Source organism: Kitasatospora gansuensis (genome assembly GCF_014203705.1).
In the GTDB taxonomy this organism is placed as follows: Bacteria; Actinomycetota; Actinomycetes; order Streptomycetales; family Streptomycetaceae; genus Kitasatospora; species Kitasatospora gansuensis.
This window is the reverse complement of the sequence record NZ_JACHJR010000001.1, coordinates 541,662-566,252: the sequence shown is the minus strand read 5'-3', so window position 1 is coordinate 566,252 and position 24,591 is coordinate 541,662. Positions and strand designations below refer to the sequence as shown.

At 73.2% G+C, this 24,591-nt stretch carries 19 protein-coding genes; 10 read left to right on the top strand and 9 right to left on the bottom strand.

Annotated features, from left to right (window positions below):
* Positions 1–35: 35 nt before the first annotated feature.
* The 8 genes from F4556_RS02615 to F4556_RS02580 all read left to right on the top strand — a co-directional run bounded on the left by F4556_RS02615 (position 36) and on the right by F4556_RS02580 (position 10,239).
* Entirely contained in the window at positions 36–1,064 is a 1,029-nt protein-coding gene (locus tag F4556_RS02615) for a substrate-binding domain-containing protein (RefSeq protein WP_184911320.1), read from the top strand.
* A gap of 103 nt (positions 1,065–1,167) precedes the next feature.
* Positions 1,168–1,800, top strand: coding sequence for a hypothetical protein (locus F4556_RS02610; RefSeq protein ID WP_184911318.1), 633 nt, complete (start codon positions 1,168–1,170; stop codon positions 1,798–1,800).
* Between the two features lie 241 nt (positions 1,801–2,041).
* Positions 2,042–4,492, top strand: coding sequence for a hypothetical protein (locus F4556_RS02605; RefSeq protein ID WP_184911316.1), 2,451 nt, complete (start codon positions 2,042–2,044; stop codon positions 4,490–4,492).
* A 55-nt stretch (positions 4,493–4,547) separates the two neighbouring features.
* Complete coding sequence (gene pstC / locus F4556_RS02600; RefSeq protein ID WP_184911314.1) at positions 4,548–5,546, top strand: phosphate ABC transporter permease subunit PstC; 999 nt, start codon at positions 4,548–4,550, stop codon at positions 5,544–5,546.
* A gap of 18 nt (positions 5,547–5,564) precedes the next feature.
* Positions 5,565–6,719: a phosphate ABC transporter permease PstA gene (pstA, locus tag F4556_RS02595; RefSeq protein ID WP_184911312.1), complete on the top strand. Its 1,155-nt coding sequence runs from the start codon at positions 5,565–5,567 to the stop codon at positions 6,717–6,719.
* Positions 6,720–6,769: 50 nt separating this feature from the next.
* On the top strand, positions 6,770–8,494 hold the full coding sequence (locus F4556_RS02590) for a substrate-binding domain-containing protein (protein ID WP_184911310.1): 1,725 nt from the start codon (positions 6,770–6,772) through the stop codon (positions 8,492–8,494).
* Positions 8,491–9,384, top strand: coding sequence for a sortase (locus F4556_RS02585; RefSeq protein WP_184911308.1), 894 nt, complete (start codon positions 8,491–8,493; stop codon positions 9,382–9,384). Before F4556_RS02590 ends, F4556_RS02585 begins: the two co-directional genes overlap by 4 nt.
* 33 nt (positions 9,385–9,417) lie before the next feature.
* Positions 9,418–10,239 (top strand): phosphate ABC transporter ATP-binding protein, encoded by an 822-nt coding sequence (locus F4556_RS02580; protein ID WP_184911306.1) that lies wholly within the window; start codon positions 9,418–9,420, stop codon positions 10,237–10,239.
* A 21-nt stretch (positions 10,240–10,260) separates the two neighbouring features.
* Here the strand turns inward: F4556_RS02580 and F4556_RS02575 are convergent, their stop codons facing one another.
* The 3 genes from F4556_RS02575 to F4556_RS02565 form a co-directional block, all read right to left on the bottom strand.
* The gene (locus F4556_RS02575) at positions 10,261–11,136 is read right to left on the bottom strand and encodes a lysophospholipid acyltransferase family protein (protein WP_184911304.1); all 876 of its coding nucleotides are present in this window, start codon (positions 11,134–11,136) and stop codon (positions 10,261–10,263) included.
* Between the two features lie 7 nt (positions 11,137–11,143).
* Complete coding sequence (locus tag F4556_RS02570; RefSeq protein WP_184911302.1) at positions 11,144–11,953, bottom strand: GNAT family N-acetyltransferase; 810 nt, start codon at positions 11,951–11,953, stop codon at positions 11,144–11,146.
* A gap of 155 nt (positions 11,954–12,108) precedes the next feature.
* Positions 12,109–15,822, bottom strand: coding sequence for a tetratricopeptide repeat protein (locus F4556_RS02565; protein WP_184911300.1), 3,714 nt, complete (start codon positions 15,820–15,822; stop codon positions 12,109–12,111).
* A 216-nt stretch (positions 15,823–16,038) separates the two neighbouring features.
* On the opposite strand from F4556_RS02565, the gene F4556_RS02560 reads away from it, so the two are divergent.
* A complete protein-coding gene (locus F4556_RS02560) occupies positions 16,039–16,959 on the top strand; it encodes a GNAT family N-acetyltransferase (RefSeq protein ID WP_184911298.1) in 921 nt (306 codons plus the stop codon).
* Between the two features lie 60 nt (positions 16,960–17,019).
* A complete protein-coding gene (gene paaI / locus F4556_RS02555) occupies positions 17,020–17,457 on the top strand; it encodes a hydroxyphenylacetyl-CoA thioesterase PaaI (protein ID WP_184911296.1) in 438 nt (145 codons plus the stop codon).
* 53 nt (positions 17,458–17,510) lie between these two features.
* Here paaI and F4556_RS02550 read toward each other — a convergent pair whose 3' ends face one another.
* From F4556_RS02550 to F4556_RS02525, 6 genes are read right to left on the bottom strand one after another with little or no spacing between them, the layout of a single operon-like run.
* Positions 17,511–18,767, bottom strand: a complete 1,257-nt coding sequence (locus tag F4556_RS02550; RefSeq protein WP_184911294.1) for an AMP-binding protein — start codon at positions 18,765–18,767, stop codon at positions 17,511–17,513.
* Between the two features lie 24 nt (positions 18,768–18,791).
* Positions 18,792–19,652 carry an SDR family NAD(P)-dependent oxidoreductase gene (locus F4556_RS02545; RefSeq protein WP_184911292.1) on the bottom strand — a complete coding sequence of 287 codons (861 nt, stop codon included), beginning with the start codon at positions 19,650–19,652 and terminating at the stop codon, positions 18,792–18,794.
* Positions 19,649–20,941 (bottom strand): MFS transporter, encoded by a 1,293-nt coding sequence (locus tag F4556_RS02540; protein WP_184911290.1) that lies wholly within the window; start codon positions 20,939–20,941, stop codon positions 19,649–19,651. Before F4556_RS02540 ends, F4556_RS02545 begins: the two co-directional genes overlap by 4 nt.
* Positions 20,938–22,161, bottom strand: a complete 1,224-nt coding sequence (locus F4556_RS02535; protein ID WP_184911288.1) for a phenylacetate--CoA ligase family protein — start codon at positions 22,159–22,161, stop codon at positions 20,938–20,940. The genes F4556_RS02540 and F4556_RS02535 overlap by 4 nt, the downstream gene beginning before the upstream one ends.
* Positions 22,158–23,177 (bottom strand): ATP-grasp domain-containing protein, encoded by a 1,020-nt coding sequence (locus F4556_RS39330; protein ID WP_184911287.1) that lies wholly within the window; start codon positions 23,175–23,177, stop codon positions 22,158–22,160. The genes F4556_RS02535 and F4556_RS39330 overlap by 4 nt, the downstream gene beginning before the upstream one ends.
* Positions 23,161–24,591 carry a KamA family radical SAM protein gene (locus F4556_RS02525; protein WP_184911284.1) on the bottom strand — a complete coding sequence of 477 codons (1,431 nt, stop codon included), beginning with the start codon at positions 24,589–24,591 and terminating at the stop codon, positions 23,161–23,163. Before F4556_RS02525 ends, F4556_RS39330 begins: the two co-directional genes overlap by 17 nt.

The window sequence follows — 24,591 nt, the reverse complement described above, 5'->3', positions numbered from 1 at the left end:
ACCACTGATGCTCACTCCGACCGGAGGAACACCAAATGCGCCACACCGCCGCCAAGTTGGTCGCCGCTGTCGCGGTCACCGCCGCCACCGTCGCCCTCGCGGCAGTTCCCGCCCAGGCCGACCCGGGTGTCACCCCGAACGCCGTCGACCTGGTCGGCACGGGTTCGGACACCACCTCGACCTACCTGGCCCAGATCTCGGCCGACTACAACGCCTCGATCGTCGGCCAGCCGGCCAGCACCCCCCGCCTGTACAGCTGGGACCCGACCGGTTCCGCGACCATCACGCCGAAGACCGGCGCGGCCACCATCGCCCGTCCGAACGGCTCCAGCGCCGGCGTCACCGCGCTGAACAACAACACCAGCACCACCGTCGACTTCGCCCGGTCCTCCCGGGGCCCGCAGACCGGTGACACCACCGACGACCTGTTCGTCGCGTTCGCCAAGGACGCGGTGACCTGGTCCGCCAAGAACGGCGGCCACGCCCCCGCGAACCTCACCACCGCCCAGCTCAAGGGCATCTACGAGTGCACCGTCACCAACTGGAGCACGGTCGGCGGCACCGCCGGCACCATCAAGCCCTTCCTGCCGCAGAACGGCTCGGGCACCCGCACCTTCTTCCTGAAGGCCATCGGCGGCGCCACCCCGGTCACCCCGGGCGCCTGCGTCACCAGCGGCCCGCAGGAGAACACGGGCACCACCCCGGCCCTGGACGACGTGGACGCGATCTTCCCCTACTCGGTCGCGCACAACATCAGCCAGGTGTACGGCGGCCACGGCACGCCCACCGACAACCCGGGCAACCTGACCCTGCGCAACATCAACGGCGTGGCCCCGGTGAACGCCGCCCACACCATCAACGCCCCGTTCGCGGCCAGCGCCTACGGCCGGGTGGTCTACAACGTGGTCCGGGCCGCCGCCTGGAACACCCCGGGCACCTACTCCACCGCCCTGAAGAACGTCTTCAGCTCCACCGGCTGGATCTGCACCCACCCGGCCACCATCACCAACTACGGCTTCCTGGCCCTGCCGGGCGCGGCCTGCGGGACCACCACCACCATCTGATCCACCGTTCCCCGCAGTACCCGACGGCCGTGCCCGCAGGGGCCCGGCCGTCGGGCCGTCCCGCCCACCCCGCAGATCCGTCCCGTCATCCAAGGAGCCCGACATGACCCGCCTCCGTACCCGGCTCGCCCTGGCCGGCGCCGCCGCGCTGACCGCCGTGACCGTGCTGACCGGCCTGACCGGTACCGCCGCCGCCACCGAGACCCCGGCCGCCCCCGACGCGGTGACGGCCACCGTGCCGGTCGCCTCGATCGGCACCGCGGTGGTCCGGGAGGACAGTGAGTTCCTGCGCCGCAGCGCCGAGGCGGGCATCTTCGTGGTGCCGCTGCCGCCGGGCACCGCCGCGTACGACAGCGCCGCGGGCTTCTCCGGCAGCTTCCCGGTCACCGCCGCGACCGGCGTGCTGCGGGAGTACTACGGCAACGTCCAGCTCGGCGGCAGCCTGCTGGCGGTCAACGTCCGGACCGGGAAGACCGTGCTGTTCCAGCAGTTGGCCTTCGACATCGACAACTGGCAGCTGACCGGCGTGCCGCTGGGCGCCACCGCCCCGGTCGCGCTGCTGGAGCCGACCGACAGCACCGTCGCGCTCAGCGCCGGGGTCAGCTCGCTGACCTCCACCGGGCTGGCCGTGGACGCCGAGGGTGCGCAGTACCTGGACAGCAAGCTGGGCACCTCGTTCTTCACCGCGGGCGGCCAGGTCGGCTCGTTCGCGCTGAGCTACACCCAGGGTTCCTGACCCGTTGCGACGACGGCCCGTGGCGCGCTGGACGCGCCACGGGCCGAACCATGTGAGGCCGCCCGCTGGCAAGTTGGGGTCTCATACATCTGAATGGTCATCAACTGTCATATCCACATGGGGAAATACCGGAGTCTCGACCGGCCGGGTCCGGTTCAGGACGGCCGTGATCGGCACATCGAAAGGGCACCCCATGAGGCTCCGCAGACCGGGCAGTTCCGCGCGTCGGCGGTGGGCGACAGTGTTCGCGGCCGCGACCCTCGCCTGGGCGGTGGCGGTCACCCTGGCGGTGCTGCCCGGCGGCCTCGGTACGGTGCCCCGGGCGCACGCGGCGGGCGGTGTGACGGTGCCGGGCCCGCCGGTCTGGCACCCCGAGGACTGGACCACCGGGGACCGTGGCTCGGTCACCCTGGAGAACGCGGGCAACCTGGGCAACGAGCGGGTCCGGGTGCGCTGGTCCGGCTTCACCCCCACGGTGTTCAGCTGGGGCGGTCCGGTGGACGTGGCCGTGGTCGGCTCCTCCGACATCCTCTACCCGGTCCGGGTCTACCAGTGCCGGGGGACCGACCCCAAGCCCACCGACTGCTACGGCAGCACCGTCTACAACGGCGACCCGGCCAAGGGCTTCGAGCAGGAGATGGCGCAGGGCGCCACCACCCCCGAGTTCCCGACCAACATGGTCATCGCGGCCACCCGGCCGGACGGCACCGGCGAGGCCGAGATCGAGCTGTGGACCTCCCAGCAGAGCCAGACGCTGGGCTGCGACGCCGCGCACGCCTGCTCGATCGTGGTCGAGCCACAGTACGGCGGCGACTCGATCGGCGCCTACCAGACCCCGGTCGGGACGGTGAACTGCGAGGACCACTCGCCGGACAGCGACGGTTTCTTCAACACCGCCTCGGACGGCTCGTTCCGGAAGAACGCCGGCGGCCGCTACCAGACCGGCGAGAGCTGCGCCTGGAACCAGCGGGCCGTGGTGCCACTGGAGTTCGCGGCCACGCCGAGCGACTGCAAGGCGGCCGACGCCGAGTTCGCGATGGCCGGCCTGGAGATGGCCAACCGCGCGGTGCAGCAGTGGCGGGCCGGCTTCTGCGCCGGTGACCAGCCGCTCAACCTGCAGTACGTGTTCGGCGGCGGCGAGCCGCAGGCCCGGGCCGCCTTCCTCGAACGCCGGGGCGCCGACGTGGCGTTGACCGCCCGGGCCGAGCACGCCCCGGCCACCCGGCCGTACGTCTACGCGCCGCTCGGCAGCACCGCGGTCTCCGTGGTGTACGTGATCGACGACGGCACCAACCGTCGCCAGATCCGCCAACTCCGGTTGAACGCCCGGCTGATGGCCAAGCTGCTGACCCAGTCCTACGACCTCCAGTACGGCGCCACCATCCCCTCGGTGGACGGCAACCCGAAGTGCGTCTTCCTGGACCCGGAGTTCCTCAAGCTCAACCCGGTGGACGTGGTGAACGGCCCGGTCTGGCCGGAGTGCGGCTCCGGCGGCAACAAGGCCGAGACCACCCCCGTGGTGATCGGCGGCACCTCCGACCTGGTCCACCAGGTCACCTCCTGGATCGCCGCCGACCCGGAGGCCGCCCAGTTCCTCGGCGGAGCCAAGGACCCGTGGGGCATGCGGCTGAACTCCTTCTACTTGCGGTCCAAGTTCACCGGCTACCCGGTCGACACCTTCCAGCCGCAGGACTTCAGCGGCCCGGGGCACTGGAAGCAGTACGAGTGGAACCCGCTGATCGGCGGGCTCGGCCAGGTCGCCCGGAGCGTGCTGGAGGGCCGGGCCAGCTGCAGCGACCCGAACATCGACAACACCGGCAGCCACCCCAAGTGCGGGGCCCAGCCGGTCGGTCAGCGCGCGCTGTTCGCCATCATGGACGCGGGGCAGGCCAAGGCGTACTCGCTGCCCGAGGCGGCGCTGGCCAACCCGGCCGGGGAGTTCGTCACCCCCTCGCTCGGCGCGCTCCAGGCGGCGGTCTCGGTGATGACCACCGACCCGGTCACCGGGACCCAGCAACTCCCGTACGGGGAAGCCGGATCGGCGTTCGCGAGTGCCAAGGCGGCCTACCCGCTGACCACCGTGCAGTACGCGATGCTGCCGACCGGCGGCCTGGACGGCGCCAAGGCGGGGGCGATCTCGCGGTTCGTCCGGCAGGCCACCGACCTGGGCGGCGGGCAGGTCTACGGCACCGCGCCCGGTCTGCTGGCGCCGGGCTTCCTGGCGCTGACCGAGGCTCAGTCGGCCCAGGCCAAGGCGGCCGCGGCTCATGTCGCCGCACAGGACTCCGCCCTGCCGGGCAATCAGGTCGCGGTGGCCGAGCCGGCCGTACCCGTCCCGGTGAACCCGGCGGGTACGGCCGGTGGCTCCACCGGGGGCGGGCAGAGCACGAGCAACGGCTCCTCCGGTGGCACCGACTCGGGTGGTACGAGCGGTGGTTCGGGAGCCGCTCCGGTGGCCGCCCCGGCCGGTGGCAAGTCGCCGGCCGCCTCGAACTCCCCGGTGGCCGCCGCCCCCGTGGCGGCCGGGCGACCCGGGCAGGACCGGGCCGGCGCGGCCCGGCTGCTGCTGCCGGTGCTGCTGGTGATCGGCGGGGTGCTGTTGGTCGGCGGCCCGACCACGCTGCTGCTGAGCGGCACCGATCTCGGCGGGCGGATCGCCGGGGGCGTCCGTCGGCTGCTCGGCCGGAAGTGAACCGGCCTGCCCGGCACGCCAGTTGCCCGTTCCGACCGCAGCGGAGAACCCTGCCATGACCATCGCCACCCCTGTCCCGACGGACCAGGACCAGGATCGGCCGCGCCGGATCAGCGCACCGGTCACCCCGGGCGACCGGCTGTTCCGGGCCGGGCTGACCGCCGCCGGGCTCTCGGTCTTCCTGATCATGGGGCTGATCGCCTTCTTCCTGCTGCTGCGCGGCGGCCGGGCGCTGAAGGCCACCGGCTGGTCCTTCCTGACGGAGCAGCGCTGGAACACCGACGCCCTCCAGTTCGGCATCGCCGCCGTGCTCCCCAACGGCGTGCTGATCGCCCTGGTCGCGCTGCTGATCGCGGTCCCGGTGGCGCTCGGCACGGCGGTCTTCATCGCGGAGTACGCGCCGGTCCGGGTGCGCGGGGTGCTGATCTCGCTGGTCGACCTGATGGCCGCGATCCCCAGCATCGTGTACGGCCTCTGGGGCCTGTTCTTCCTCCAGCCGAGGATCACCGGGCTGTCCCGGTGGGCCTCCAACCACCTGGGCGACCGGGTGCCGTTCCTCAAGGTCAGGGGCGGGGACGTGAATGTCTCGTACACCTCCTCGACCTTCATCGCGGGGGTGGTGGTGTCGTTGATGATCATCCCGATCATCACCTCGCTCAGCCGGGAGGTGTTCTCGCAGGCCCCGCAGGGCGAGCGGGAGGGCGCGTACGCGCTGGGCAGCACCCGCTGGGGGATGGTGCGTACGGTGGTGCTGCCGTTCGGCCGGGGTGGGGTGATCGGCGCGGTGATGCTCGGCTTCGGCCGGGCGATGGGCGAGACCATCGCGGTCGCGCTGATCATCTCGCCCGCCTTCGTCTTCAAGGGCCACCTGCTGGAGAACGGCGCCAACTCGATCTCGGCGCTGATCGCGCTGCGCTTCGGCGAGTCCGACGAACTGTCACTCTCCGCCCTGATGGCGGCCGGACTGGTGCTCTTCGCCCTGACGCTGCTGGTCAACCTGGCGGCCGGCGTCATCATCAACCGCTCGCGCTCCGGCGCGGCGACCTCCGACTGAGCAGCTAGGACACGGCCGATGACCGACACCCTCGCGCAGACCCCCGCCGATACCGCCCCCGGCGCCACGGAAGGACCGGAGACCCGGATCCGTACCGGTGGCGTCACCCGCGCCGAACTCGCCACCGTGGCCGGAGCGTTGGGCGGCTCGCTGGGCCTGGACTGGCTGCTGTACGAGCGGGTGCTGCCGTTCAGTGGCGCGTTCGGCTTCGTGCTCTGCTGGTACCTGCTGTTCCTGGCCTTCTTCGCCGGGGCCACCGCCCTGCAGTGGGACGCCCGGCTGGTCCGGGAGTGGCTGGTCACGGTGCTGGCCTGGAGCTCCGGCCTGCTGGTGATCGGGCTGATCGTCGAGCAGGTCGGCTTCCTGCTGCTGCGCGGGCTGAGCGCCACGAGCCACCTGAACTTCTTCACCGAGTCGATGGAGACCACCGCCGCACTCTCCCCGATCACCTCCGGCGGCGCGCTGCACGCGATCATCGGCTCGCTCGAACAGCTGGGCCTGGCCACGCTGTTCTCCGTCCCGCTGGGCATCGCCGCCGCCGTCTACCTGTCCGAGGTCGGCGGCCGGTTCGCCCGGCCGGTGCGCACCCTGGTCGAGGCGATGACCGCACTGCCCTCGATCGTCGCCGGGCTGTTCGTGCTCGGCGTGGTGATCCTCACCCTCGGGGCGGAACGGAGCGGCTTCGCCGCCTCGTTGGCGCTCACCGTGATGATGATGCCGATCGTCACCCGGGCCGCCGAGGTGGTGATCCGGCTGGTGCCCGGCACCCTGCGGGAGGCGTCCTACGCGCTCGGCGCCAGCCAGTGGCGCACGGTGTGGAGCGTGGTGCTGCCCACCGCGCGGCCCGGCCTGGCCACCGCGGTGGTGCTCGGCATGGCGCGCGGCGTCGGCGAGACCTCGCCGGTGCTGCTCACCTCCGGGATGACCGCGTTCCACAACGGCAACCCGTTCGCCGGGCAGCAGGTCAGCCTGCCGCTGTACATCTGGAACTACGTCCGCCAGCCCTACCCCGACATGGAGTCCCGGGCGTTCGCCGCCGCGCTGACCCTGATGGCCGTCGTGCTGGTGCTGTTCGTCACCGCCCGGGTCCTCGGCGGCCACCGGCCGGGGGAGCTGAGCCGCCGTCAGCGCCGCCGGATCGCCCTGGACGCCGCGGGCGGGCGCGCGCGATGAGACCCACCCCTTCCACTCCGGTACCGACCGACCACCCCAGAGGAGTCCCCATGCCGTGGGCATCCGCTCACCGGCCGCACCGCGCAGCCGCCGTGCTGCTCGTCCTGCTGCTGCTCGCCGCCTCGGCAGCGCTCGGCCGGGCGACGCCGGCGCACGCCGCGACCTCGCTCAACGCGGACGGCTCCAGCTGGGCCGGTCCGGCCATCGACCAGTGGCGCCAGGACGTGGTGCCGCAGGGCATCCAGATCAACTTCAACCCGGCCGGTTCGGCGGCCGGCCGGAAGAACTGGGCGGCCGGGCTGAACGACTTCACCGCCTCCGACGTCCCGTTCCGCTCCAAGCCCGACACCGGCGCGAGCGGGGCGATCGGCGGCTCGGGCGCCGCCGGGGCCGAGCGAGCGGTGTACGGCTACTCGTACGTGCCGGTCACCGCCGGGGGCACCGCGTTCATGTACAACCTGGTGGTGGCCGGGAAGCGGGTCACCGACCTGCGGCTCTCCTCGGACACCCTGGTGAAGATCTTCACCGGCACGATCGACAACTGGAACGACCCGGCGATCACCAAGGACTACGGCCGGGCGCTGCCGAGCCTTCAGATCAGTCCGGTGGTCCGTTCCGACGGCTCCGGCGCCACCGCCCAGTTCACCCGCTGGATGCAGCACACCCACCAGGCCGAGTGGGAGGAGTACTGCAAGGCGAGGAACGGTGTCAGCTGCGGCGACTACACCGAGTTCTACCCGACCATCCCGCGGATGACCGCGCAGAACGGCTCCGACGCCGTGGCCAACTTCATCAAGTCCGCGGGCAACGTGGGCACCATCGGCTACGACGAGTACGCCTTCGCCAAGCGCAGCAACTGGCCGGTCGTCAAGGTGCTGAACGCCGCCGGGTACTACTCGCTGCCGACCGCCTCGAACGTCGCCGTCGCGCTGACCGCCGCCAGGATCAAGGGAGTTGACGACGCGACACCGCCCAGCGACCCGAACTTCCTGCAGCAGAACCTGGACGGCGTCTACAACATGAACGACCCCCGGGCCTACCCGGTCTCCAGCTACAGCTACCTGATCGTGCCGCGGCAGGGCGCCGCCGACCCGGTGCCGCCCCGGTTCAACGACGCCAAGGGCAACGCGCTCAGCCGGTTCATCTCCTACGTGCTGTGCGCGGGGCAGGGGCAGGCCGACAGCCTCGGCTACTCGCCGATCCCGCGCAACCTGGTGCGCGGCGGGATGCTCCAGGTCGGCCACATCCCGGGCAACGCCAGCCCGGTGAACGCGGAGACGCTGGACAACTGCGCCAACCCGACCTTCGACAGCTCGGGCCGGCTCACCGTGCTGGTGAACGCGCCGCAGCCGAGCCCGTGCGACAAAGCCGGCGCCCCGCTGGACTGCGTGGTCAAGGACGGCAAGCCGGTAACCGCCGGGAACGGTGGAGGCGGCGGCAACTCCGCTGGTGGCAGCGGTGGTTCGACCGGCGGCGGGAGCGGCGACCCGGCGGCGGGCGGCACCGGGGGCGGTACCGGGGGTGACCCGAACGCGGCGCCGCCGGTGATCGACCCGCAGACCGGCCAGGTGATCGGCGCGGGCGGCGCGGGTGGCACCGGCGGATCCGGTGGCTCGAACAACCTGCAGGCGAGCGTGGTGGAGGTCGGCAACCGCCAGGACGAGTGGCTGCTCAGCACGCTGACCGCCCTCGAACTGCTCGCCGTGGTCGCGATACCGCCGCTGCTCGGCGGCTGGCTGGCCGCCCGGCGGCGCAACCGGGGAGCGGCCCGATGAGCGCCCCCACGCTGGACCGGCCGGTCGGCACCACCGGTCCGGCGCCGGTGAAGCCCGCCGTCCGCCCGCCGGCCTCGGCGGCCCGCCGCCGGGTGGTGCAGGCGGGCTGGGCGGCCAGCTCGTTGGCCGGACTGGCGCTGGGCTTCGCCGTCTTCGTACCCGCGCTGTCCGGGCTGCAGGAGGAGCACGCGCAGGCCGCCGCGTACCGGACGCTGCGCGACCAGTTCGCCAAGCAGGTCGCCCCCACCGGCCCGACCACCGACGGCGCACCGCTCGCCGTGCTGGACATCCCGGCGCTCGGCCTGCGCCAGACGGTGGTGGTCGAGGGCACCACCGGACGGGACCTGATGCGCGGCCCCGGCCACCGGCGGGACACCGTGCTGCCGGGACAGCGCGGCGTCAGCGTGCTGTTCGGACGCCGGGTCAGCTTCGGCGCCCCGTTCGCCCGGATCGGCGAGCTCAGGGACGGCGACCGGATCGAGGTGACCACCGGTCAGGGAAAGGCCAGTTACGCCGTCAACGAGCACGGCGACGGCGGCAGTCCGCTCACCGACCAGGCCGAGAACCGGCTGGTGCTGGTCACCGGCGACTCGGACTGGATCTCCTCCTCGACCGTGATGGTCGGCGCCCGGCTGCTCGGCGATCCGCAGCCCAACTCCGGTACCCGGGGCACGTTGCGGCCCACCGACAAGGCGCTGGCCGCCGACCGCGCCGCCCTGCCGGCGCTCCAGCTCTGGGGACTTGGCCTGCTCGCGGGCGTCACGCTGACCACCCTCGCGGTCCGGCTCTGGCACCGCTGGGCGGCCTACCTGTGCGCGGTGCCGGTGCTCGGCGCGCTGCTCTGGAGCTGCTACGAGAACGCCGCCGCGCTGCTGCCCAATCTGTACTGACCGCTGCTGACCTCGACTTGAAGGACCAACGGGATGACCGACGCCATCGACACCGCCGTACTGCCCAGGCTCGACGACTCGCTGTACGGCATCGAGACCCGGGGCGTGTCGGCCTGGTTCGGTGACCGCAAGGTGCTGGACCGGGTCTCGCTGAGCATGACGGCCGGTCAGGTCACCGCGCTGATCGGCCCGTCCGGCTGCGGCAAGTCCACCTATCTGCGGATCCTGAACCGGATGCACGAGATGGTCCGCGGCGCGAGCCTGTCCGGTGAGGTGCTGCTCGCGGGCACCGACGTCTACGCCGCCGGGCGGCGCCCCGCCGACGTCCGGCGGCGGATCGGCATGGTCTTCCAACGGCCCAACCCGTTCCCGGCGATGAGCATCTACGACAACGTCGCCAGCGGTCTCAAGCTGGCCGGGATCAGGACCGACCGCGAACACCGGGACCACCTGGTGGAGAGCAGTCTGCAGGCCGCCGGGCTCTGGCAGGAGGTCAGCAACCGGCTGCGCTCGCCCGGTGGTTCGCTCTCCGGCGGGCAGCAGCAGCGGCTCTGCATCGCCCGTTCGCTGGCGGTCTCGCCGGACGTGCTGCTGATGGACGAGCCCTGCTCCGCGCTGGACCCGACCTCGACCCGGCGGGTCGAGGAGACCATCGCCGAACTGCGGGGCCGGCTCACCATCGTGATCGTCACGCACAACATGCAGCAGGCGCAGCGGGTTTCGCAGTCCTGCGCGTTCTTCCTGGCCAGCCACGACACCCCGGGGCGGATCGTCGAGGCGGGCCCCACCGACCGGCTGTTCGGCGCTCCGGCCGACCAGCGGACGGCGGACTACGTGAACGGCCGGTTCGGCTAGGGCAGTTGGAGCAACTGAGGATCAGCGCCAGGCGGCCGCCCCGGCGATCTGCGGGCGCTGCTGGGCGGGGACGTGCGGGCGGTCGACCCGGTGGTCGGCCCCGAGGTGGCTGCCGACGGCGGCCTGGGCCCGGCGGGCGAGCAGGCGGCGGTCGGTGCCGTTGTTCGTGGGCATCGGGGAGTGGAAGACGAGTTCGGCGACCACGCCCCGGGTGCCCAGCAACCGGCGGATGGACGGGAGCAGTTCGTCGTCGCCGACGTAGGCCGGGGCGGTGCAGAGCCGGCCGTCGGGCAGCTGGTAACGGATCGTCACGGGCTGGACGGGGGCCCCCGCGTCGATCGCCGCCTGGAACGCCGCCGGGCGGAACCGCCCGCCCGCCGCGCCGCACCAGGTGCTGCCCTCGGGGAAGGCGGTGACCGGCCGTCCGGACCGCAGTACGGCGGCCATCTCGCGGACGGTGCCCGGCAGTTGACGCAACCGGTCGCGGTCGATGAAGACCGTCCCGCCCAGTCCGGTCAGCGCGCCGACCACCGGCCAGGACCTGACCTCGGTCTTGGCCAGCATCGGCCCGGGCCGGACGGCCGTGAACAGCACGATGTCCAGCCACGAGATGTGGTTGGCCACCCGCAGCACGGCGCCGGGGGCGGGCGTCCCGACGACCCGCAGCCGGACGCCCATCCCGGCCAGGACCGACCTGGTCCAGAGCCGGAGCAGACCGTCCCGCAGCCGGGGCACCCGGCCCCAGCCCCGGGTCAGCACGACCACGGCGATCCCGGCCAGCAGTGGACCGAAGCTGCCGAACCCGCGCAGCAGACGCAGCGGGGCGGAGACCCTCGGCCCCGGGTCGGCGAGGCAACTCTCCGGTGTACAGGGCGCGGTGGGGAGCCAGCTGCTCATGGCGCGCTCACGCGCCCGTTCCGGCCGAGAGGAAGTGCCGGAGGTAGCGCGGGTCGGTCCGCTCCAGCGAGAGCAGCACGTACAGGTCGGCCACCCCGAAGTCCGGGTCGTACGCGGGCTCGCCGCAGACCCAGGCGCCCAGGCGCAGGTAGCCGCGGAGCAGCGCGGGGATGGTGCTCCGCTCCGGGCGGGCGACGCCGGTCGGGTCCCAGGGGCGGTGCGGGGTGACCCGGTACTCGGCCGGGGCCAGGTAGCGGGCGGCCATGGTGTCCCAGACCCCGGCCGCGGTGGCGCCGCCGTCGGCGAGCGGGACCGAACAGCAGCCGGCCACCCAGGTGTTGCCGGTGTCGACCAGGTAGCGGGCGATGCCGCCCCACATCAGGTTGATCACCGCGCCGTTGTCCCGGTGCCGGATGTCGATGCAGGACCGGCCCACCTCGACCAGACCGGGGCGGACGGCCGCCAGGTTGGTCAGGTCGAACTCGGTCTCGGAGTACAGCCGCCCGGCCCGGACCGCCGCTTCGGGGCGGAGCAGCCGGTAGGTGCCGACCACCTCGCCGGTCTCGTTCTCGCGCACCAGCAGGTGGTCGCAGAACTGGTCGAACGGGTCGATGTCCAGGCCGGGCACCGGGGTGTCCAGGACCGCGCCCATCCCGTTCGCGAAGACGTCGTGCCGCAGCCGCTGGGCCGCGCGGACGTCGGCCTCGTCGGTGGCCAGCGAGACCGAGTAGGCCGGGGCGGCGGTGGCGCCGGAGCGGGTGGCGGGTCGGGTGACGGTGGGTCGGGCGACAGTGGGGGAGCTGAGAGCAGGGGCCATGACGGGTTCTCCCAGGGCTTGGGTCGAGCGTGGCGATCGGTGCTGCCCTATGTCTCTCCAGATTGGTTGGCGTTCGTATGACCAGCCGGGAGAGTGGAGATGTGGACCTGTTGAATGCCCCGGTGTCGACCGCCCCGTCCGCCCCACTCACCTCGTCAGGACGGTCGCGGGCTGTTCTGGTCGGCGGCGCGCAGGCTCAAGTGGTGTGCCAGGAGCAGCAGTTCGCGTACGTCGCGGTCGCCGGGGAAGCGGGCGGCGAGCACCGCCGACTCGGTCCGGGACAGTGAACCCGGCGGCCGGTGCAGCAGCGCGCCCGGGTGGTGCAGGTCGTGCAGCAGGGCGGAGCCGTCCCGGGGGTCCGCCACGGGCCGCCCGGCGTACGCGACGAACCGGCCGTCCGGTGAGCAGCGCAGCACCCGGGGCCACTCGACGGTGTCGGCCAGGTGGGGCGGTACGGGCACCGGGGCCAGACTCCGCCGGTCGTAGAAGTGCACCCGCCCCTCGCTCGGGGCCAGCCCGCCGACCACCTGCCAGGCCGGTACGGCGAACAGGTTGCGCAGCCGCGGGGTGTCCCGCCGGACGGTCGGGCGGGGTTCGGCGCCGTCCAGCTCCCAGAGCGTCAGGCCGCCCTGGCGACCCGAGCCGAGCAGCCGGCCGGGCCCGGCGAAGGTCAGGTCGAGCAGCCGGCCGGACTCGGCGGGGACGGTGGCCGTGCCGAGCACGCCCCGCAGGCCGGTGTCGGTGAGGACCAGCCGGCGGCCGTCGGAGAGCACCAGCCGGTCACCGTCCGGCGCCACCGCGAGCAGTTCGGCGTTGGCCAGCCCCCACGGCTCCAGGCCGACCTGCCGCAGCTCCGACCGCCCGTCGTCCACCAGCGCCCCGGGGGTGAGCCGGAGCCCGGCCACGTACCCGGTGGCGGTCGGCACCAGCCGGGCGGCGGCCACCGCCGTGCCGGCCGCCAGCAGCTGCGGTCCGGCCGCCGAGTGCCGGACCAGCTCGAAGTGCGGGTCGTCCCCGCCGACCCGGCGGGCGGCCACCACCTGGCCCGGGCCCAGGCAGGCGACGGCGGAGTGCCCGGCCTCGCCCTGGTGCAGGGTGGCGCGGGCGTCCCGCGCGAGATCCAGGGTCTCGATCACCTCCCGCCGGGTGCCGTGGCCGGGCGTGGCCAGCGCGAGCGCCGGGCTGCCGTGGGCGAACGAGACGTGGTCGGCGTCCAGCAGGTGCAGTCCGGCGGGCAGCCGGACGGTGGCCGCCGCGACCGCGCGGGTGGCGGCCGCCGTCACCTCGTCCGGGTCGAGCGCGGTCAGCCGGTCCAGCAGCTCCCGGTCGGCGGGGTCCGGCGGGCTCCAGCCCGCCGAGAGCAGCCGGGAGGCCAGCGGGACGGCGTCCACCACCGGTGCGGCGCAGGTGAGTTCCCAGTAGCCGGGCCAGTCCTGCTGCTGGGCGAGCTCGGCGGCGCGCACCTCGACCGGCACCGGCGGCGGGGACCAGAGCCCGGCCGGGGCCGGGGCCGGGCCCGCCGCCCGGCCGGCCGCGCGCAGGGCCTGCCGCTGCCCGTCGAGCGCGGCGAGCAGGGCGGCCCGGTGGGTCGCCGGGGCGCGCTCGGCGAGCCGCTGCCAGAGCGTCACCGCCTCGGCTCCGGCCGGTACGGCCTCGGCGGGCCGCCCGGCCGCGGTGAGCAGTCGGCGGAGCTCGGAGAGCGCCGTGGCATGCGCCTCGCCGCCCGATTCCGCGGACGTCCGGTGCAGCGCCACCAACTCCTGGCCCGCGCGCACCGCCTCGTCCCAACGCCCGGCCCTGGCAAGGTCGTTGCGCAGGCCGAGCAGCGCGCAGGCCAGCGCCGGCCGGTGGGTGTCCGGGTCCTCGACTGCCAGGGTCCGCCAGAGTGCCACCGCCTCCCGGGCCGGGTCGAGGTCGTCGTCCGTCCCGATACCGCGCAGGGACATCCCGGCCGCGTCGGTCAGCGCGGCGGCCAGCCCGGCCCGGTGAGCGGGGTCCTGCTCCGCCAGGCGGCGGTAGCGCTGGACCGCCTGCCGGTTCGCCCGGTGCGCCTCGCCCCAGCGGCCGGCCCGTTCCAGGTGGTTGCCGTGCGCCGCCAGGGCCGCGGCCAGTCCCGGTTCGAAGTCGGGCCGCTGTCGCAGCAGTTCGACCGCCCGGGCCTGGACCTCGGCGGCTTCGTCCGGACGCCCGGCCCGGCCGAGCCGGTCCGCCAGGGCGGCCAGCGCTCGCGCCATCCGGGGCTCGTAGCGGCCCGGCGCTGCGGCCACCAGATGCCCGATCAGCTGTACGGTCCGCCGCGCGGTCTGCACCGCCTCGGCGTCCCGGCCCAGCTCGGCCAGGTGGCCGGCGTGCTCGGCGTGGATCCGGGCGTGCACCGCCGGATCCTCGGTCCTGGCCAGCCGGTGCGGCAGCAGGCGGACCAGCACGGCGGCCCGGCCAGGGATCAGGTCGGCCGGGGTCGGGAACGGTATCTGGGTGAGGACCTGCTCCAGTAACTCCGGTGTGATGTCCGGGAGTTCGGACAGGTGGGCGAGGCCGGGGCTGCCCGCCGCGACCGCCGTTCCAGGGTCGGCGTCCAGTAGCGGGTACAGGCAGTTCGGCCCGATGTGCGGCCAGCGGGCCGCCGCCGCGGCCAGGACCGTGACGGACCGTCCGGGCCGCCAGCCGGCCCGGGTCAGCGCCGCGGCGGTGGCCGGGGCCCACGGCTGGGCCGGATGGTCGGCCGGATGGCCGGGCAGGGTGAGGGCGAGGAAGTCCTCGGCGAGACGGTCCGGGGCCAGGGCGTGCAGGGCGGTGCCGGTACCGGGCGGCGGGTAGCAGGCCGCGTGGTCGGCGAGCAGCGCGGCGGTCGGGTGGTCCAGGCCCAGGGAGCCGATCAACTCTGCTGCGGTGCCCGCAGGTTGAGGTCCGGTCAGGGTGGCGGTGAAGACGGTGCGGTTCATCACCCAGGGCGGGGAGCTGAACCGCCCGGGTCTGAGCCCCCGGTGCAGACGGGCCCAGTTGAACTGCTCCCGGTCGAGCAGGTAGACGGACAGTCCCGCCGGATCGGCCGGTGCCCGACGGCCGGTGGCGTACGCGTCCACGGCGACCAGCGCGGCCATCTGGACGGCCAGGGTCAGCCCGAACTCCGGGTGCGCCAGCTCCACCGGATCGGCGGGCGGCCGGACGCCGTACTTCTCGGCGAACGCGGCCCGGGCCGCCACGTACACGGCGAGCCGGTCGGTCGCCGACAGCGGGGCCAGGGTCTGCCGCGAGAGGTCCGCGAAGGCGTCCCGGAGCAGTGGCGGAGCGTCCGCGCCGCGCGCGAGCAGCAGCACCCGGGTCGGCAGACCGGCCTGGTGCAGCAGCGCGTTGCCGAGCAGCCGGGCGAGGCGGCTCTGCGGCCAGTGGTCGGCCCGGTCGACCAGCAGCAGCAGGCCGACGGCACCGGCCGGCCGGAGATCCGTACTCCCCGGCGGCGGCAGGACGGCGCCCGGGCCCTCGGCAGCGGTGACGACCTGCCAGCCCGACTCCGCCAGCTCCCCGGCCAGTTGACCGGCGATCCGGCTCTTCCCCTGCCCGCCGGGAGCGTGCAGCCAGCGGGCCGCGGCCGGCGGCCCGTCGGTGCACCACCGCCTCAGCTCGGCCAACTCCCGCTCCCGGCCGGTGAACCCGACCACGGCGGACCCGGCGTCCAGCAGCCGGCTCGGCTGCTCGGCCAGCCAGGCGTCGTCGAGCCGCTCCGGCCGACGCCAGTCGGCCAGCAGGTACAACGGCACGCCCTCGGCGGACACATGGACGTCGGCGCCGAGCAACCCGTACGCGGACCCGCCGGTGAGGGTGCTCGCGTCCGCTTGGTGGTCCGGCCGGGCCGGGCTGGGCCCGGGCACCGCTGACACCACCGACGATTCAGTCAACATCTGGGCCCCGATCAGATGTGCACGTGCGACCCGGACCATGCTGCCACCCGGCACCCGCCGTCGCAGGCGAATGGGACGCCTGGTGCAGGGCGGGTGCGGAACCGGTGTGCGGATCGGTGCGACGCGACGGCCCGGCCGGGCCAATCGGGTGGACAGCGGCGGCCGCGATGGCGGAGGGTGCACTGCATGTCAGCTCACGCGCCGCAGGACCTGCCCGCCGGATACCGCACCCGACCCGCCACGGCAGCCGACCTCCCGGCGATCCACCGGCTGGTGGAGATCTGCGAGCAGGACCTGTACGGAGCGGCCGAGACCGACCTCGACACCGTCGCCGCCGACCTCGCCCGCCCCGGGCTGGTCCCGGAGCTGGACACCGTGCTGGTGCACGGTCCGGCCGGCGAACTGGTCGGCCGGGCCTGGGTGAACCGCCGCTCCGAGGTGGACGTGCACCCCGCCCACCGGGGTCTGGGCATCGGCTCCGCGCTGCTCGCCTGGGTCGAGGCGCGGGCCCGCCAGGCGGGTACGGAGTGGGTGGCGCAGACCGTCCCCGACGGCGACCTGGCCGCCGTGGCGCTGGTGCGCGCCCACGGGTACCACCCGATGGTCACCGCCTGGCTGCTGGGGATCGGGCTGCCGACCGAGCCGGTGGTCCCCGAGCCGGCGCCGGGCATCACGGTGCGGCCGTTCCGGCCGGGTGACGAGCGCCCGGTGTACCAGCTCACCGAGGACGCCTTCGACGAGTGGCAGTCCCGGCGGAAGTCGTACGAGGAGTGGGCGCTCCTCGCCGTCGAGCGGGCCACCTTCGCCCCGGCGATGTCCTCGCTGGCCTTCGCGGACGGCGAACTGGTCGGCGCGGTCCTCGCGTTGGACGTGCCGGGCACCGAGGAGGGGTACGTCGAACGGGTCGCGGTCCGGCGCGACCACCGCAACCGGGGGATCGCCCGGCTGCTGCTCCAGCACACCTTCCGGGAGTTCCACCGGCGGGGCAGGAGCGGCTGTACGCTCTGGACGCACTCGGACACCGGCGCGCTGACGCTGTACCAGCGGGTGGGCATGACGGTCCGTCGGAGCTCGACGGTCCACAGCAAGCAGCTCGCCGACGGTTAGCCGGGGCCGCGGTTGTCGGGCTGTCCGTTGTCGGGCTGTGCAGGGGGAAGGCAGGAGATCATGGGAACAGGTGTCGGAGCGGCTCTCACGGGCCAGCCGAGGATCGCCGCGCTGTACGAGCGCGACCGGACCTGCCAGACGCTGGGGATCGCCCTCGACGAGGTGTCGGCCGGCCGGGCGCTGATGCGGATGCGGGTGACCGCGAGCATGGTGAACGGCCACGGGATGGCGCACGGGGGTTACCTGTTCCTGCTGGCCGACGCGGCGTTCAGTTACGCCTGCAACAGCTACGGGCCGGTCACCGTGGCGCAGGCGGCGCAGGTCACCTTCCTGGCCCCGGCCGCCGTCGACGACGAGCTGGTGGCCGAGGCGGTGGAGCGGGTGCGGTCCGGGCGCACCGGCATCTACGACGTGAGCGTCCGTCAGGCCACCGGGAAGGTGGTCGCGGAGTTCCGCGGGCAGAGCGTGATCCTGGCCGGGAAGCCGCACAGCGACTGACCGGACCGGCGTGCCCGCCCCGCTGGATCGGCGGGGCGGGCACGGCGGGCGGATCAGGTGGGCGGGCGCTCGTCCAGCACCTGCTGGAGCTTGCCGGTGCGCGGGTTGGTGACCAGCTCGGAGGTCGGCACCCACTCGATCCCGAGGTGGTGGATGGCGCCGGCCGCCACCTCGGCGGGGAAGACCGGACGGGCCGCGTAGACGGCGTCGACCAGCTGCTGACTCAGCTCGGCGGGCGGCTCGTTGACGTACCCGAGGCGGAGGATCAGGGCGTCCCGGCCGTCCCAACGGCGGTGCACCATCTGCATGCCGACGATGTGGTGGTCCGGGTCGTTGTCGACCAGCACCGCGCGGACGTCCTCGATCGGCATCGCGACCATCCCGACCCGGCCGCCCTCCAAGGACCGGCCGAGCAGCCGGAACCGCTGCCGCTCGGGGTCGACCCACTCGGCGCGGTCGCCCGCCGGGTAGCGCAGGATCGGCATCAGGGTGCGGAACAGGTTGGTGACCAGCAGCCGTCCCGGCACGCCCGGGGTGGTGATCGGTTCACCGGTCACGTCGTCGACCAGCTCCACCAGGGTGCGGTCCGGGAAGGCCTCGTGCACCCGGACGTCCTCGCCCGGCACCGGTTGGCCGACCAGGCCCGCGTCGATCGAGGCGTAACCGACCGAGGCGACGGCCGCCTTGGGGAAGGCCCGGGACAGGATCGGCCGCAGGTCGGTGAAGAGCAGGTCGCCGCCGAACAGCAGCAGTTCGATGGAGTCGAGTACCTGGCCGCGCTCGATCAGGTGCTCGGCCACGGCGGCCAGCTTCATCGGCACGCCCGCCAGCACGTTGACCCCGAAGGCGCTGATCAGGTCGACGATGTACTCGCTGGACGCGGCGGCGCCGACCGGCAGCCGGACGTTGTCCACCGGCGCGTGGTGCAGGGCGCCCTCGATGTACAGGAACCCGCCGTAGAGTTCACCGGCCCAGAACAGGTTGGCCACCCGGTGACCCGGTTTCAGACCGGCCCGGACGATGCCCGCGCCGAACGCGGTCACCGAGTCGGCGTGCTCCGCGCGGGACCAGACCGAGAGCTTCGGGACACCGGTGGTGCCGCCGCTCTTGTAGACGCCCGCATCGGTCAGCGGCCCGGTCAGCAGGCGGTTGTCCGGCCAGGTGTTCGCCTCCCAGAAGGCGGTCTGGTCGATGATGGGGAGCTGGGTGATGTGCGAGACCACCTGCGGTACGTCGCGGTACGCCTCCGCGTAGAACGGCGAATGGGTCCGGGCGTGGTCGACCAGCTGTTGCAGTGATTTCGCGGGCACTGTCTCTCCTGTCGGTCGGAGGGTCTAGGGGAGCCCGATCCAGGTACGGGCCAGAGTCTGGACGGCTGTTCCGTCCCCGTCGGTGAGCTTGTCCGCCAGGTAGTCGGCGGCCCACTGGTTGGCCGGGACGCGGAACGGCGGTTGTTCGGCCCGCAGGGTGCGGACCACCACCTCGGCCACCTCCTGCGCCAACTGCCCAGCCGCCGCCCAGCCTTGACTGCCGATCCAGGCGACGTAGTCGGCGAAAGTGCCGGCGTACGGTCCCGAAGCGGCCTGCACGGTCTTGCGGTTGATGTCCGGGAAGATCCCGAACGAGGTGTCCCGGACGAAGCCGGGCACCACCACCGAGACCTGCACGCCGTGCGCCTCGGCGACCGGCGCCAGGCTCTCCATGAACCCCTCGACGGCGAACTTCGCGGCGCAGTACGCCTCGTTGAACGGCTGGCCGACCACCCCGTGCACGCTGCCGATGGTCACCAGCCGGCCGCGGCCGACCCGCAGCAGCGGCATCGCGGCCCGGCTGACCTCGACCACGCCGAAGAAGTTCACGTCCAGGTTGGCCCGCAGCGCAGCCATGGTGGACATCTCCATGGTGGGGTCGAAGTTGGAGATGCCGGCGTTGTTGACCACCGCGTCCAGCCGGCCGTAGGTCCGCTCTATGCCGTCGACGCAGGCGGCGACGGAGTCCGGGTCGGTGACGTCGAGGCGGCGGACGTCCACCGAGACCCCGGCGCGGCCCGCCGCCTCCAGCAGCGCCCCGGCCCGGCCGGGCTCCCGCATGGTGGCCACCGTGGTGTACCCGGCCCGGGCCGCGGCCACGGCGGTGGCCAGCCCGATACCGGAGGACGTCCCGGTGATCAGCACGATCCCGTGTTCGGCCGTCATGACGCGCTGTCAGCCAGGGCCGGGGCGGTGCCGGCCGCCCGGTCCTGCTCCTCGGCGGCCGCGTCGAGCCGTGGTTGGACCCCGATCGCGGGCAGGAACGAGCAGGCCGCCAGCAGGGTGCCGCCCGCCATCGTCACCCGGGCCGCGTCCAGGATGCCCAGCGGGCCGGTCAGCAGCGTGACGGCCACGCCGCCGACCAGGGCGGCCAGCGGGATGACGCCCCAGGTGAAGGTCCGGAACGCGGCGTGCATCGCGCCCTGGTGCTGGGCGGACATCCGGGACTGCCGGATCGGCGCGCTGCACACGTTGATGCAGGACATGAAGAAGCCGTAGCAGCCCATCGTCACGGCGATCACCGGGCCGGTCGGCAGGGTGGGCGCGGCGAGCACACCGAGGCCGACCAGGCAGTGCAGCAGCAGCGCCCAGGCCAAGGTCCGTCCGGTGCCCAGCCGTTCGCTGATCTTCGGGGCGACCACGGCGCCGACCAGCGCGCCCACCGCCGCGACCGACATGGCCGCGCCGAAGACGGCCACCGAGGCGCCGAGGCCCCGGTACGCGAGCACCGGGAGCACGGTGACGAAGATCGGCCCGCCGCAGTTCAGCGTCACCGCCGCCAGCACCACCCGCCGCAGCACCGGGTCCGACCAGTTCAGCCGGAAGCCGATGGTCAGCCGCTGCCAGATCGAGCCCTCGGTGACGGTCTTCTCGCCCCAGGACGGCATCGAGCGGAAGCACAGCGCGGAGACCAGGTAGCTGGCCGCGTCCACCAGCAGGGCGGCCACGCCGAGCGCGCTGTACAGACCGGCCGCGATCGACGGGCCGGCCACCTCGGAGACCGAACGGCTGCCCTCCAGCCGGGAGTAGGCGCGGACCAGGTGGTCCTTGGACACCACGGCGGGCACGGCGACCAGGTAGCCGACGGTGAAGAAGATCGTCGCACCGCTGATCACCGCCACGCAGCCGAACAGCAGCGGCGTGGACAGCCAGTCCAGCCAGTACGCCAGCGGGATCACCGCGACCGCGAGCAGCCGGACGAAGTCGCAGCCCAGCATGGTCCAGCGCTTGTCCCAACGGTCCACCAGGACACCGGCGATCGGCCCGAGCAGCGGGATGCCCAGGTACTGGGCCATCGCCACGATCCCGACCTGGAGGGCACTGGCGTGCAGCACGAAGATCATCACGGTCGGCACCACGAAGACCGTGATCCGGTCGCCGACGGTGCTGATGGTCTGTCCGAACCAGTAGAGGTTGAACCCGCGTCCCAGCGAGACCGGCCTGCGCGGCTTCACGAGTCCTCCCGGACGACGAGGTTGGCGGTCTTGCCGGTCCGGTCGTTGCTGATCAGCGCGTCGACCTCGCGGACCCGGAAGGACTCCGGGTCGTGCTGGAACGCGGTGCTCAACGTGAAGGTGGCGGAGAGCAGTTCGGTGCGGATCCGGTCGACGTCGGGTGTCGCGCCGCCGCCGGTGAGCAGCAGCAGGTCGACCCCGGTGGCCCGGCCCTGTTGCTGGGTGAGCAGGATCTGAGCCCGGGTCACCCCCGGCTCCCGCTCCACCCGGCCGATGATCTCGTCCACGTGCAGCCCCAGGCCGCGCACCTGCACCACGCTGTCCCGGCGGCCGAGCACCCGCATCGCCCGGCCCGGCCGGCCGCACGGGCAGGACACCAACTCCCCGGCGTCGCCGGTCCGGTAGCGCAGCACCGGGTTGAGCATCTCCGGGTTGAGGGTGGTGAAGTCCAGCAGTCCGTCCGGGTCGACGTGCACCAGCTGCTCGGGCAGGGTGTGGAAGGTGTCGGCCGGGCAGTCCGGCGTGTTGGTGCCGACCACCCAGGTCTCGGTGCTGCCGAACATGCCCCAGCGGCGTGCCTCCGGCGCCACCGCGGCCATGTCCTCGTCCAGTTGGGGCTGCCAGGCCTCGCCGAGCCAGAGCACCTTGCGCAGGGCCGGCAGCTTCACCCCGGCGGCCCTGGCGTTCGCGAACCACAGGCGCAGCACGCTCGGCGTCCCGCCGATCGCGGTCACCCTGCGGGTCGCGAAGAAGGCCAGCCAGTCGGCGTACTCGTCCTTGGTGACCGAGCCCACCGCGATCACCTGGCAGCCGGACAGGTCGGCCAGCGCGGCGGCGAGGAAGTGCGCGCCCCACATCCGGCCCGCACCCCAGGCGTTGACGAAGACGTCGTCGCGCTCCAGCGGCCGCCAGCGCGCGTACACCCCGGCCATGTAGAAGCCGGTGGGCGCGTAGCCGACCTTGGGCGCGCCGGTGCTGCCGCCGCTCTGGAACAGCCAGGTGGCACCGACCTCGGCCTTGGGCTCCAGGTGCGCCAGGGCGATGTTGAGGTCGTCCTTCATCATCGGCGGCAGCGCGGCAAGGTCGCCGAGCGTGCGCAGCCGGCCGAGGTCGGCGTAGCGAGGCGCCAACTCGGGGACGCTCCGCAGCAGTTCGAGCGACTGCCGGGCGACCCGGAGCTGCGGCTCGGCCGCCTCCGGGGTGAGCGAGAAGTCGGTCATATCGTGCCCGCCTCTGCGCTGCTGTTGGCCCACCACTTGGCGTGGGCGTCCCGGTAGGCGGCGAACCGGGCCCGGGTGATGCCGCGTTGGATGGTCCGGTCCGGATCGTCCAGGTCCGGGGCGATCACACCGTCGGGCTCGAGCTCGGAGAGCCAGAACCGCTCGCCGTCGTGCAGGAAGTCGACGCAGAAGAACGGGATCGGCAGCCGCTCGGCGAACCAGGCGGTGGCCTCGGCCAGTTCGGCCGGGATCTCGGCGAACTCCATGGTGCCGCCCCGGCTGGCGTTGGCCACCGGCGAGCCGTCCTCCGGGGTCCGCTTCAGCACGGCGTACGGCTTGCCGTCGATGACGTACACCCGGTAGTCCACCGTGCCGTCGCCCAGGTAGGGCTGCACCACCAGTGTGGTGTCGCCGCCCTGGGCCAGGCTGGCCAGGCCCCGGATGTCCTCGGAGCTGCGGGCCAGGTTGATCCCGCCGCCACCGCACCACCCGGCCGGTTTGACGATGGCCGGGTAGGTCATGTTCGTCAGCGCCACCTCGTAGAGGTGCTTGCCGACGTCCCGGCCGCTGCCGATCCGGATCGAGGGGATCGGGGGCACCGGGGAGCCGTTCAGGTGCAGCAGGGTGGCCAGCTTGTCGTTGCCGATCAGCGACACCTTCGGCGGGAAGGGCAGGTAGAAACCGGCCTCCTCGAGCACCGCGTACAGCGCGTACTGGTTGAAGATGTCCATCGACTGGTAGGGCAGCGAGTAGAGCGCGGTGACGAACAAGGTGTCGTGCGGGCTGACCAGTTCGTCGTCCACGTACACCCGGGGCGCACCGCGCACCGTGCCGTCCACCGTCACCGCGTCGGGGGAGTGCCTGGTCCAGCTCATCCCCTGCTGCTCGGCGACCTCCTCGTAGAGGTCCCAGAAGTAGTGCTTCCACATCGCGCCCGTCCGGGTGGACTCCCGGTCGGGGAAGATCCAGCACATCCGGCGCAGCGGGCCGGTGTCGTTCTCAGGAGTTGGGTTCACCGAGGGTCCTTCCGGAGGTTCGGGAGCACGACCCGCCGGGCTGCCCGGACCACCAGCCGCGGCCGGGTTCGGGGAGGGTGTCCAGCGGGTCGTAGTAGGGGTGGCGCCGGTCGAGCGGGGCGTCGAGGCCGGCGTCTTCGGCCTGGCGGACCTCGAGTTCGGTGCGGTAGTTCTTCGTCCAGTACGAGATGCCGCGGAGCCGGTCGTAGGCCACCGCCTGGTGCACCCAGCGCTTTCCGACGTCCGGTACGTCGCAGACGATCCGGGGGGTGGCGTAGCCGGGCAGGTAGCCCATGATCGCCTCCTGGAGCCGCTGGGCCTCGTGCATCGAGGTGCGCCAGTGCTCGGAGTTGGGGATCATGTCGCACAGGTAGAAGTAGTAGGGCAGGATGTTCGCCTCGCCCTGGAGGGCGAAGCAGAGGTCGAGCAGGTCCTCGGGGGTGGCGTTCACGCCGCGCATCAGCACGCCCTGGTTGCGGACGTCCCGGACGCCCGCGTCCAGCAGCGCCCGGGCCGCCTCCGCGACCAGCGGGGTGACCGACTGCACGTGGTTGGCGTGGGTGTGCACGGCGAGGTTGACCGAGCGCCGGGCCGCGACCGCCGCCACCCGGCCGAGACCGTCGAGCACCTGCGGCTGCAGCCAGTGCTGCGGCAGGCCGACCACCGCCTTGCTGGCCAGCCGGATGTCGCGCACCGAGCCGAGTTCCAGCAACTGGACGAGGAAAGACTCCAGTTGGGGCCAGGGCACGTTGGCCAGGTCGCCGCCGGAGACCACCACGTCGCGGACGGCCGGGGTGCGCTTGAGGTAGTCGAGGATCTGCTCCTGCCGGTCGGCCGGCCGGAGCACCAGTCTGGTCTTGCTGACCTGCGGGGTGGAGTTGCCGACCAGGTCCATCCGGGTGCAGTGCCCGCAGTACTGCGGGCAGGTGGAGACCAACTCGGCCAGCACCTTGGTGGGATAACGGTGCGTCAGGCCCTCCACCACCCACATCTCGGCCTCGTGCAGCGAGTCCCGTTCGGACTTCGGGTGGCTCGGCCACCGCGGGTGCCGGTCCGCGCGTACGGGCAGCATGTAGCGGCGGACCGGGTCGGCGAAGAACGCCTCGGTGAAGGACTCCGGATCGGTCGGGGCGTACGGCGCCATGGTGTTGAGCATCTGCGGCGGAAGCAGCATCGACATCATGGCGAACTGGGCCTGGTCGGCGGCCAGTTCCTCGTAGAACCGGTCGGTGAGCAGCTCGCCGGCCACCGCCCGCAGCTGCCGGATGTTCTTCACACAGTGCGCCCGCTGCCACTGCGCGTCCCGCCACTGCCGCGCCGTGACGTCGCGCCAGCCCGGCAGCCGACGCCAGTCCGGCTCGGCCAGCGCGGTCCGTACGTACTGGTACGGCTGCCGGATCGGCTGGAGACCCAT